The following is a 12,136-nucleotide window of genomic DNA, read 5'->3' as shown; positions in this document are numbered from 1 at the left end:
ATCACTATCAAATAGATATACTTTAATCTTCCGCCCAAAATCTAACATATTTTGGGCTGTTTTTATCGGATTTTTCTTAACATTCAACACTTTTGTGTTTTGTACAAGTCTGATAGTAAAGAAAGAAGTATATGTATCGATGGGAACTGCTAAATAGAGAGTCCGATCTGGTTCTTGTTCAGATAATGCTAGTCGATAGTTAATAAACTGTCCTAAAGCTGTGTGAAATTCAGAAATTGCAGATGTTTTAAAAAAGCTTTTAATTTCAACAGCAATTTTTTCACCCTCTCTTTCTGCTGCTAGAATTCTTTCTGCCCCTAAGTCTATGTACATATCCCCTAACTCAAAACTGACGGGTAAGGGATCATGGGTAATTTTCCACCCTTCCTTTTGTAGCCCTTTTTTGACTGCGTTGTGAAATATGTCTCTTGCTGGCATTTATGGTATTTTAGCGCAATACGCTTGTAAGTGTATCTTGGCAGACGAACAATGCAGTAAGAGCAATCAGAAGAAAACAGGCGATCGCGCAAATTTTTTGGACAAACATCTCTACCAAAGCAGTAAATTCTTATTTTAGTATAAATTTTTACTTAAATTATTTTAACTCCTGATTTTCTCAAGTCTGTTTTATTTTTACCAAGGAAACCAGTATTATCCCTGTAGTCAGAATGGGGTTACTCAATGGAAAGTGGCTTCATTTAGTACTCATGCGCTTAAAGACTAGATTTTACTTAAGTGTAAATACAGAAGTTCAAAGATATTATTTTAAGAAAATCAGTATTATTCCTGTGGTCAGAATGGGGTTACTCAATGGAAAGTGGCTTCATCTAGTCTTGACATTTCTATGTCTTATTTTTCCAGAATGTTTATAAATCTCAGTAACAGGAAGTAAATTAATAACAATTTACGAATTTACTGAGATTTGAGCATTTGAATATAAAGCCGCTTTCGTTAAGTTTCACCACAAATCCTAGAGGTCAAAATTGTGTACTTTAAAATACAAAACTTTGAAGCCTTTTACTTAACTTTAATTTGTGGAATAACTCTGCACGAATTTAGCTTACACGTATCGAATTTAGCTGAAGTGAAAGCAAAATGAGCACAACTCCTATAGGTAGCTACAGGTTGTTCCAGAAACTACATCCGCTATCTCTGTTGGCACAATTGACTAGTCGGCGTGCTACAGGTTGCTTAAGCATATTTACCGGGATAGTTTCTTGGTCAATCTATCTAGAGGACGGTAAACTTACTTATGCCTCCTATTCAGATAAACTGTTTGAGCGTCTTGACAGTCACTTACGGCGATTGAGTCAGCAAATTCCTGCTCTCAATAGCGCCACTCGCGTACAGATGCGGCTGATGTTTGAGACAAAGAATGAACATCAATCAATACCAAATGCAGATTACCAAGCTATTTGTTGGCTAGTAAATCAGGACTATATTACCTCTGTGCAAGCAGGAAGCCTGATAGACGAATTGGCAAAAGAAGTGCTGGAATCATTTCTGTGTTTAAAAGAAGGTAGCTATGAATTTAGTCCTGAAAGCTCTTTGGATGAATTACCAAAGTTCTGTCGCCTGGATTTACGGTTACTTGTTGAACACTGTCAAAAGCAATTAAGAAATCGGCAAAATATCCAGTCATCCATTCCGGCTGGTGGGGGTTCCCAAGTTTTGGCTGCAACACAAGCGACTCAAGTTCAGCCACAACTACAAATAAAAATTGGCCAAAGATTGCCGATACCAATCAATTTTGATATTCCTGAGAATAATAAAATTAATCAGCCACCTGCTGGCAAAAAACTATATACAATTGCCTGCATTGATGATAGCCAAACGGTTTTGAATTCCATCAAACATTTTTTGGATGAAAATACATTTTCAGTTGTAATGATCAACGATCCCGTAAAAGCTTTAATGCAAATTTTGCGGAGTAAACCCGATCTGATTTTGCTAGATGTTGAAATGCCAAGTTTAGATGGTTACGAGCTATGTTCCTTATTACGGAAACATTCAGCTTTTAAAAATACACCAATTGTGATGGTGACTGGTAGAACGGGATTTATTGACAGAGCAAAAGCTAAAATCGTCAGATCGTCAGGATATTTGACCAAGCCTTTTACACAATCAGAATTACTAAAAATTGTTTTCAAGCATCTTGGTTGATTTCAAGAAGTAAATAAAAATAACAAAATACGTTTAATTTATTTTTTTAGGAGATTTAATAGTGAGCCTGACTTTGCTTGGCACGATTCTGATTGTAGAAGATTCTCCCAGTGAATTGGAATTAATGAGCCATTATCTCAAAGAAAGTGGTTACAACGTAATTAAGGCAAGTGGTGCAAAAGAAGGTTTAGAAAAAGCTGTGTTAGAAAAACCAGATGCGATCGTTACTGATGTAGTCATGCCAGAAATGAGTGGATTTGAATTGTGTCGTTATCTCAGAAGAAATCCAATTACTGCAAAAGTGCCGATTGTGGTTTGTAGTTCTAAGAATCAAGAAATTGACCGTTTGTGGGCGATGAGGCAAGGTGCAGATGCCTATATAACTAAGCCTTATACCCGCGAACATCTCCTACGTACTATTAAATCAGTGGTAATTTGAATCAATGACTAGTACAAACATTACTCTTACTGAAAAAACAACTCAAAATAACTTAGTAGATGGTTATCTGAAGTTTCAGCTAAATCAACAAACTACTGCTGTTTTATCAATGAGGCATACACAAGAAGCTATTCTCGTGCCCATTGAATCTATCACCTCAATGCCTAATATGCAGCCCTGTATATTAGGATTAATGAATTGGCGGAGTCGGGTAATTTGGGTAGTTGATTTGCCAAGAATGCTCAATTTAGAATCCCTAGATTATCGACTGCGACAGTACAATGTGATCGTTATCCAAGTGGAATCATTAGTATTGGGCTTAGTTGTACAAGAAATCAAAGGTACAACTAAGTTTATCGTTGATGATATTCATTCTCCTATAGGACAAGTGGCATCCAGTTTAGTTCCTTATTTATGTGGGTGTGTTGTGCAAGAGGAAGAAATATTACTGGTATTAGATGCACAGGCGATTGTACAATCTTCTATTCTCCGCAGTGATTAGAGTGTATTACTAAAAAAGATTTTTAGTGTTCTTATTCACATACTTAGGAGAACTATTTTTATGTTTAATAAAACCAACACGAATCAAGGTAATGGCGCTCAAAACCGAGCATCACTGATTTCATCCCAAAAAGGCATTGGGACTGTAGTAAAGCTACCAACTAAGCTAACTACTGAAAGTGCTAATAATTCTTCAAATCAGAGTATTGCCTTTTTTACAAGGCTGGGATTGGTTAAGAAAGCGACTATTTTAGCGATCGCAATCGGTACAATACCAATATTGGGCATCGGTGCGATCGCTTTTGGTTTTGCCAACAAATCTATTACTAAGCAAATTACCCAGTCTCAACAAGCTGAAGCTACTGGCTTAAGTGATAAAGTTAACCGCTTTATGCTGGGACGCTACGCTGATATTCAGGTAATATCAAGTTTGCTATTTTTGACAAGTCCCCAAACTAATGTCACTACCCAGCAAAAGCAAGCAGTCCTCGATCGTATTGTCCAAGCTTACAAAGCTTATGACAGTATTGCTGTATTCGATCGCCAAGGTAACTTGATTGTGCAGTCCACAGGCGAACCTCTGGAAAATCAAAAAGATCGTACCTTTTTTCAAGACGCTTTACAAAAAGATACTCCTGTTATCAGTAAACCGGAAGCAGCAAAAAATACTGGTGTAGTGAGTATTTATCTAGCTGCACCTGTGAAAGAGACAAGGACAGGGCAAACCATTGGCGTGGTACAAGCACGTATGCCCGTAAAATCTTTAGAGGAAGTCATCAAAAACTACGTAGCCAATGGTCAACAATACCAGTTGCTTGATGCTTCGGGAACCGTTTTCTTGAGTCCCCAAAAGGAATTATTGGGGAGAGATGCTAAGGAAGAGTATTCTAGTTTACCGAAACTGCTGGCAGCTAAAAAGGTAAATAGTTTTATAGAAGTTCCGAAAACTCAGAAAAAACAAGAATTAGTTAGCTACGTACCAGCTAGTACTATAGATGGCTTACCTGATTTAAACTGGCAGGTACTTTTATCCACAGATACCGCAACAGTATTTGAATCGCAAAGACAATTGTTGTGGACTATAGCCATTGGTACAGCTGCCACAGCATTGATTGTAGCTGCGATCGCATCTCGGTTAGCGAAACTGACTACACAGCCAATTATCAATGCCACTGCGGCATTAGCAAAACTCGGTCAAGGTAAATTCAATACCCGTCTGCAAATCGAAAGAGAAGACGAATTAGGGGTATTGAGTGCAAATATCAACCTTATGGCCGAACAATTGCAGGTCATAGTTAAGGAACAGGAACTAGACGTTGAAGGGGTAAAATTACTAGCAGATATTACCCTACAGATTCGGAAAATTCTGAAAACTGAAGATATTTATCATACAGCAGTCAAAGAAGTTCAGCGATCGCTAAAAACAGACCGGGTAATTATTTATAGTCTGAATCCAGATACTTTAGCTGGCGCTGTCGTTGCGGAATCCGTCGCTGGTAATTGGCCGGAAATGCTGGGAGTGCAAATTGATAACCCCTATTTCCGGGAACATTATCTAAAAACCGATCGTGATGCAGAGGTGCAAGCGGTTGCCGATATTCATCAAGACCAAAACTTGAAAAATGCCGACGGTTACATCCAACTTTTGGAAAAATTTGCTGTCAAAGCTCATTTAATTGTACCGATTCTGGCTCAAGAGAAACTTTTAGGCTTATTAATTGCTCATCATTGCGAAACTCCTCATGTTTGGCAACAGCCAGAAATTGACTTATTTCAACAAATAGCAACTCAAGTTGGCTATGCCTTAGAACAAGCCAAGCTATTAGAAGAAATAGAAAAAGTCAGAAATGTTACTGTAAGTGGTTCAGATGAAACACTGCAACAACAACTTTTACAACTACTCAACGATGTAGAAGGTGCAGCCAGAGGTGATTTGACAGTGCGCGCAGACGTAACCGCCGGGGAAATCGGCACTGTTGCTGACTTTTTTAACTCCATTGTGGAAAGCCTGCGGGATATTGTTACCCAAGTTAAACAAGCTGCCATCCATGTGAATAGTGCCATTGGCTCTAACGAAGGAGCCATTCGCCACTTAGCAGAAGAAGCGCTCACCCAAGCCGCCGAAATCAACCGCACCCTGGATGCTGTTGACCAAATGACTCAATCGATGAAAGCCGTAGCCGAAAGTGCTGAAAAAGCTGCCTTTGTTGCCAACCACGCAGCTCACACTGCTACTAAGAGTGGACACGCAATGGATTTGACAGTACAAAATATTCTGTCTTTGCGGGAAACCGTGGGTGAAACTGCTAAGAAAGTGAAACGTTTGGGAGAATCTTCGCAACAAATTTCTCGCGTAGTTTCCTTAATTAACCAAATCGCTATTCAAACCAACTTGCTTGCCATCAACGCCGGTATTGAAGCCGCGCGTGCAGGTGAAGAAGGTCAAGGATTTGCCGTCGTGGCGGAAGAAGTCGGCGAACTAGCAGTTAGGAGTGCCGCCGCAACCCAAGAAATTGAACAAATTGTTGAAAATATCCAACGAGAAACCAGTGAAGTGGTACTAGCAATGGAAATAGGCACTACCCAAGTGGTAGAAGGGACTCGCATTGTGGAGGAGGCTAAACAAAGTCTGAGTGAAATTTTGGATGTATCTTCTCAAATTGACTCCTTAGTGCAGTCAATTTCTACTGCAACTGCATCTCAGGTTGAAACATCCCAAAGTGTTAGCCAATTGATGAAAGATATCGCTGCTATATCACAACGTACCAGCGATTCTTCTCGCCAAGTTTCCGAATCACTGCAACAAACTGTGGACATTTCGCAGCAGTTGCAAGAGACTGTCGAGGCTTTCAAAGTTAGTTAAGTTTGTCATTTGTCATTTGTCGTTTGTCATTTGTCCAATGCCCAATGTCGAATGTCCAATGCCCAATGCCCAATGCCCAACAATTATTAACAAAAACCATGCCACAAGACAAAGAATTAGAAATCCAGATGCAATTTCTGGAAGAAGCAACTGATTACTTAAATACCTTAGAAGGGGTATTGTTGGAAATCGATACTAGTAACCGTATCGATTTAGATAAAATCAATGCTGCACTCCGCGCCACTCATTCAATTAAAGGTGGCGCGGGGATGATGGGATTTAGATCGCTCAGTGATTTATCTCACCGTCTGGAAGATTCCTTTAAAGTTTTAAAAACTAAAAAAAACTCTTTAGAAATTGATACTCAGTTACAAAGTTTATTGCTATCTGGAGTTGACTGGCTGCGTCAGATTGTCGAATTGCTTGCCGAAGGAAATGTTGTCGAAGATCAGTGGTTAGCAACTTTTTGTTATCCAATTTTTGATGAGTTGCACGATCGCTTAGGCGACCCCACACCTGAAGATGCCTCAACCATGCTATCCCCAGAGGATGGCCAAGACGTTATTCCCTTGCTATTTTCCACCGAAGTAGAAGAGTGTTTGCAGCGTCTAGAATCTATATTGACAGATAGCGAACAGCCGGGACTGGACGAAGAAATTAGGATCATGGCAGCTGAATTGGGCGGTTTGGGTGAAATGCTCCAGTTGCCAGCTTTTAGCAAGCTTTGTGAGTCAGTCACGCAGCACTTGGAAACTGTTAGTAGCTCGCGCATTCCCGAAATTGCTCAGTTAGCATTGCAAGCATGGCGGCGATCGCAAGCTTTGGTGCTGACAAATCAATTAGATAACTTGCCTACAGAAATTGACTTGAGTAGTTCTACGCAGCCCCCGCTACTATTACCAGCAGAAATAATACCGCAGCTTCTCCCCACAGATACCCTCGAAACAGAAGCAGCTTCAACAGCTGTTTGGCAAGCCGAAATAACTCCTGAAACATGGATTAAAGATGAAGCGATCGCAGCAAATTTTACATTCGTAGATCCAGAATTTGCCGACGAGGTAAATGGTGTCAATGTCACCGAACATAATACCATCTTTTCTAGAGAAGATAATTCTCCTGATGCCAAACTTGGCGAAGGCAAAGGAGAGCAAAATGGTGTTGTAAAAGAGCGGGAAACTCATGAAAATAGTGTTAGAGTTCCTAGCAAACAACTAGAGCAAATTAATGATTTATTTGGCGAACTGATTGTTCAACGCAATGGGTTAAACTCACACCTAGAAAGATTACGCAAACTCGTTCGTAACCTCAACCAGCGAGTTCAAGTTCTCGACCGCGAAAACCAAGATTTACGTATAGCTTACGACAAAATTTCCACTCAAGCGGCTGGGGTACGGGCACAAGCTGAAAATGGTCATCAAACACAAGACACAGATAGGGAATTTGATACCTTAGAAATGGATCGCTATAACGATTTAAACCTGCGATCGCAGGAAGTTATGGAAACCATTGTTCAGGTACAGGAAGTTACAACTGATGTGCAACTCAGTGTAGATGATACAGACAATATTGCTCGAAAAATCAACAAAACATCCAAACAATTACAAACAAAGCTAAATCATATCAGGATGCGGCCGCTGTCTGATTTAATTGAACGTTTTCCTAGAGCCTTGCGCGATTTAAATGTAGAGTATGGAAAAAATGTCCAGTTAAAAATTGAAGGTGGTAACACTTTAATTGAACGCAGCATTTTAGAAGCTTTAAATGAACCTTTAATGCACTTGTTAAGGAATGCCTTCGATCATGGTATCGAAGACTCTAGCACCCGCCGCCTTCTGGGCAAACCAGAACAAGGATTAATTGAAATTACAGCTACTCACCGCAGCAATCGCACCTTAATTACTATCCGTGATGATGGTTGGGGTATTTCTCTAGAAAAAATTCGCACCCGCGCCCTAGCTATGGGATTGGATGCTTCTCTACTTGCTAATGCTAGTGATGAAGAACTATTATCACTAATTTTTGAACCAGGTTTTACCACCTCCGAGCAAGTTACAGCATTATCTGGTCGCGGTGTTGGTATGGATGTGGTTCGTAACAACCTCAAACTGATTCGAGGAGATGTGAAAGTAGATACAGAACCAGGAGTTGGTACTACCTTTACCCTATCAGTACCATTTACCCTTTCGGTTGCGCGAGTTCTACTAGTAGAAATCAACAAAATGCTATTAGCATTTCCTACAGATGTCATTTCAGAAATATCTTTACTCCAAGACGAGCGAGTTTTCCAAATGGCAGGTAGTGAAGTCCTAAATTGGCAAGGAACAATGCTACCACTGATTCGCCTAACTCGTTATTTAGAATTTAATTGCCTGCGCTACGATACTTCAGAGTTAGAAACTCCAGCAGCGATTAATGCTAACAGCGTGTTAGTAGTCAAAGGTAATAATCAGCCAGTAGCGATTCAAATAGACCGTTGCTGGGGTGAACAGGAAGTTGCTATTCGCCAAGTCGAAGGAAATATACCTTTACCTGAAGGTTTTAGCAACTGCACAATTCTCGGTGATGGTCGAGTTGTACCACTAGTTAATATCAATGAGTTGCTGTATTGGATTGCTACAAATCGAAAGACTCCTAGAGGTACTCAATTACCATCGGCAAGGTTAAAAACACCGTTCCTCATATTTGATGAAGAGAAAATGTCAGCAGCTTCGGTTAAGCAGAAAGGCACAATTTTAATCGTAGATGACTCGATTAATGTTCGTCGCTTTTTAGCGCTGACCCTTGAAAAAGGAGGGTATCAAGTAGAGCAAGCTAAAGATGGTCAAGATGCCTTAGAAAAGCTCCATAGTGGATTGAGAGTTGAGGCGGTAATTTGTGATATTGAAATGCCTCGTCTTGATGGTTATGGCTTTTTAGGTAAGGTAAATTCAGACGTTGATACAAAAAACATTCCCGTTGCAATGTTGACTTCTCGTAGTAGTAATAAACATAGACAACTAGCGATGCAGTTGGGAGCGAGGGCTTATTTTTCTAAACCTTATAATGAGCAAGAGTTACTCCAAACGCTGGAGGAAATAATTCATCCTGTAGCGGAACAAGCAGCGTCTAATTAAATTTAGAGTTTGGTGTTCCTGATTCAGTATGTGAAAAGCTCAGGCAAGGGAGAGGTAAGCATTGCCTCTCCTTTGCGGTTCATTAAACTAAATCAATATAAATCTATAGTGAACTTATGGTAACTGTAACACTGACGGCTGTTGCTACTGCGATCGCAACTACACTTTGGACTAAAGCACAAGAGAAAATCGGCGAAAACATTGGTGATGCTACATGGACGCTAGGTGATAAGTTAATAGAATTACTCCGCCAAAAGAAGAAGTCACCATCACTTACCAGTGGTGTTGATGAAAATGAACCGCAGCCTTTAAATTATGGTAAAGCAGTGCTGGAAGTGAAAGCAGCAGCAGACGAAGACCCAGAAATTGCTCAAGCTGTTGTAGAAGTGGAAGCAGCAGCAAAAGCAGAACCAAAACTCACTCAAAAAATTCAAGAAATAGAAAATACCCTCAAGTCTCAACAGCCAACCATTCAAAATCTGGCGCAGTTAGCAGAAAAAATTGGGGTTGTAAATCAAGGGCAGATAAATAACCAAACTAATAATTTTACGATTTGACTACAGCTGTCTCAAGGGGAGGATGGGACAAAGTTAACTTCCGATGACTGGCGTAAAGTCTGCTGTGACATACTCGCAGAACGGCGAAAGCTGACTACAAATCCTCTGACATCAACTGAAGGAGTCGCCTTGCAAGTTGATGATGTTTACGTACCACTGGGATTAGTTGAGCGCAAAAAACAATCCAAGCTTAAGAATAATTTTTCTTCAAAACAGGGTTTAGACAACCTTAAAGGCAATATTTCTCCAGAACAAGTTTCAGACAAGGTTCAAGGCGATATTTCTCCAGAACAGAGTTCAGAACTTTACAAAGAGACAGAAATCACCAAAACATTTGAGAATGATGCTTTTCTCGAAGAAGTTCTGAAACAAAAGAAAACGCCTAAAAGTCAAGGTAAGCGAATTGCAATTATTGGTGAACCAGGTGCAGGAAAGACAACACTATTACAGCAGATTGCTGATTGGGTATCTCATGAGATTCCCCAGTCCATTGTCATTTGGGTATCTTTAGCAGATTTACAAGAGAAGGAACTAAAACCTTATCTGTTCGAGACTTGGTTAACTCAGGTGGCTGAGAAAACAGGTAAAGCTGAAGTCACTAAGCAACTGAAGGATGATTTTGTTGCTCTGTTTAATCAAAATAATGTGTGGCTACTGCTAGATGGATTAGATGAAATGTCTGCATCTTCAGGTAATCCTCTAATAGAAATTGCCCGACAATTCCGTAAAGGAGGGTTAATTTCTCAAGCGCGAATTGTACTGACCTGTCGGGTTAATCTGTGGGATAGCAGCATTAATGCACTTGATGATTTTGATACCTATCGCACTTTAGATTTTTCTTATCCAGAACAAGTCGAGAGATTTATTCACAGTTGGTTTGCTGCTATTCCCGAAACTGGGAAGCAGTTATGTACTGCATTGAAAGAATCAGGTAAAGAACGAATTCGGGATTTAGTGAAAAATCCTCTGCGGTTGATGCTGTTGTGCTTAAATTGGCAATCAAGAGATGGTAAGTTACCCGATACACAAGCAGGACTTTATCAGCAATTTGTTGATGATTTCTACAAGTGGAAAAAAGACGAATTTGCTATAAACTCCGACCAGCGTCAGCAACTCAATGTCAAGCTGGGGGAATTAGCTAAAGAAGCCATAGACAAGGAAGTAAACCGTTTTCGCTTGCAGCAGGATTTTGTTAATCGCTTCTTGGGAGATGCTGAGGATGAAAATTCGCTGTTGAAATTGGCACTAAATCGCGGCTGGCTGAACTGTATAGGGATAGATGAAAAGAGAAAACCTGTTTACGCTTTCTTTCATGCCTCATTTCAAGAGTACTTTGCTGCTAAAGCAATTGATGACTGGCATTTCTTTCTCAACCACGTTCCCAATAATCCCAGTCAAGGAACTTATCGTATTTTTGAACCGCAATGGAAACAAATAATATTACTTTGGCTAGGGCGAGAAGAAAAAAACCTCAAACAGCAAAAACAACAGTTGATCGATGCTTTAGTTAGTTTTAAAGATGGATGTAAAAAATTTTATAAATATCGTGCCTATTTTTTAGCTGCCGCAGGAATTGCCGAGTTTAGAGATTATTTTAAAGCAGGTGAAATAGTAACACAAATTGTCAAGTGGACAATTGATAGTTCGAGTTCAATCAAAGAGGAAGCTAGTTCAGTATTGCAACAAACAGACCGCAGAAAAGCGATCGCCGTCTTGATGCAACTGCTGCAATCAAAGAATGTGGATGACTTCACCCATATGCGGGTAGCAGAAAGCTTAAAGCAAATCGGCACTGGCAATGAAATTGCGATCGCCACCTTGGTGAAACTCCTGCAATCAACTACTGTGGATGACTACACCCGTAGGCTGGCAGCAAAAAGCTTAGGGCAAATTGGCACTGGCAATGAAATTGAGATCGCCGCCTTGGTGCAACTGCTGCAATCAACTACTGTGGATGACTACACCCGTGAAGTGGTAGCAGAAAGCTTAGGGAAAATTGACACTGGCAATGAAATTGTGATCACCGCCTTGATGCAACTGCTGCAATCAACTACTGCATCTAAATCCACCCGTTGGCAGGCAGCAAAAAGCTTAAAGCAAATCTGCACTGGCAATGAAAATGCGATCGCCACCTTGGTGAAACTCCTGCAATCAACTACTGTGGATGACGACACCCGTAGGCTGGCAGCAGATAGCTTAGAGCAAATCGACCCAGGCAATGAAATTGAGATCGTCGCCGCCTTGGTGGAACTGCTGCAATCAACTACTGTGGATGACGACACCCGTTGGGATGCAGCATATAACTTAGGCAGAATTGACCCAGGCAATAAAATTGCGATCGCCGCCTTGGTGGAACTGCTGCAATCAAAGAATGTGGATGACGACACCCGTAGGCTGGCAGCATCAAGCTTAGGGGAAATCGACCCAGGCAATAAAATTGCGATCGCCGCCTTGGTGCAACTGCTGCAATCAAAGAATGTGGATGACGACACCCGTAGGC

General features: G+C 40.5%; 8 protein-coding genes. 7 read left to right on the top strand and 1 reads right to left on the bottom strand.

Annotated features, from left to right (window positions below; translation table 11 throughout):
- Positions 1-438, bottom strand: a 438-nt coding sequence (locus tag V7L31_RS10170) for a XisH family protein (RefSeq protein ID WP_334696107.1), incomplete at its 3' end; no start/stop codon positions are given.
- A 657-nt stretch (positions 439-1,095) separates the two neighbouring features.
- Here V7L31_RS10170 and V7L31_RS10165 point away from each other — a divergent pair.
- The 7 genes from V7L31_RS10165 to V7L31_RS10135 form a co-directional block, all read left to right on the top strand.
- A complete protein-coding gene (locus tag V7L31_RS10165) occupies positions 1,096-2,163 on the top strand; it encodes a response regulator (RefSeq protein ID WP_334696106.1) in 1,068 nt (355 codons plus the stop codon).
- A 61-nt stretch (positions 2,164-2,224) separates the two neighbouring features.
- Positions 2,225-2,602, top strand: coding sequence for a response regulator transcription factor (locus tag V7L31_RS10160; RefSeq protein WP_190890190.1), 378 nt, complete (start codon positions 2,225-2,227; stop codon positions 2,600-2,602).
- Positions 2,603-2,606: 4 nt separating this feature from the next.
- Entirely contained in the window at positions 2,607-3,104 is a 498-nt protein-coding gene (locus tag V7L31_RS10155; protein ID WP_334696105.1) for a chemotaxis protein CheW, read from the top strand.
- 60 nt (positions 3,105-3,164) lie between these two features.
- The gene (locus V7L31_RS10150; RefSeq protein WP_334696104.1) at positions 3,165-5,966 is read left to right on the top strand and encodes a methyl-accepting chemotaxis protein; all 2,802 of its coding nucleotides are present in this window, start codon (positions 3,165-3,167) and stop codon (positions 5,964-5,966) included.
- 98 nt (positions 5,967-6,064) lie between these two features.
- Positions 6,065-9,079 (top strand): hybrid sensor histidine kinase/response regulator, encoded by a 3,015-nt coding sequence (locus V7L31_RS10145; protein WP_334696103.1) that lies wholly within the window; start codon positions 6,065-6,067, stop codon positions 9,077-9,079.
- 116 nt (positions 9,080-9,195) lie between these two features.
- Positions 9,196-9,636 carry a hypothetical protein gene (locus tag V7L31_RS10140; protein ID WP_334696102.1) on the top strand — a complete coding sequence of 147 codons (441 nt, stop codon included), beginning with the start codon at positions 9,196-9,198 and terminating at the stop codon, positions 9,634-9,636.
- A gap of 129 nt (positions 9,637-9,765) precedes the next feature.
- Positions 9,766-12,136: NACHT domain-containing protein (locus tag V7L31_RS10135; protein ID WP_334696101.1), on the top strand; the 2,371-nt coding region annotated here is incomplete at its 3' end.

The organism is Nostoc sp., from assembly GCF_036916655.1.
In the GTDB taxonomy this organism is placed as follows: Bacteria; Cyanobacteriota; Cyanobacteriia; order Cyanobacteriales; family Nostocaceae; genus Nostoc.
The sequence above is the reverse complement of the archived record's forward strand: the minus strand, read 5'-3'. Positions and strand labels throughout refer to the sequence as shown.

Coding starts and splice junctions, on each gene's coding strand:
- V7L31_RS10165 (WP_334696106.1), top strand. CDS start 1,096: ATGAGCACAACTCCTATAGGTAGCTACAGGTTGTTCCAGAAACTACAT.
- V7L31_RS10155 (WP_334696105.1), top strand. CDS start 2,607: ATGACTAGTACAAACATTACTCTTACTGAAAAAACAACTCAAAATAAC.
- V7L31_RS10150 (WP_334696104.1), top strand. CDS start 3,165: ATGTTTAATAAAACCAACACGAATCAAGGTAATGGCGCTCAAAACCGA.
- V7L31_RS10145 (WP_334696103.1), top strand. CDS start 6,065: ATGCCACAAGACAAAGAATTAGAAATCCAGATGCAATTTCTGGAAGAA.
- V7L31_RS10140 (WP_334696102.1), top strand. CDS start 9,196: ATGGTAACTGTAACACTGACGGCTGTTGCTACTGCGATCGCAACTACA.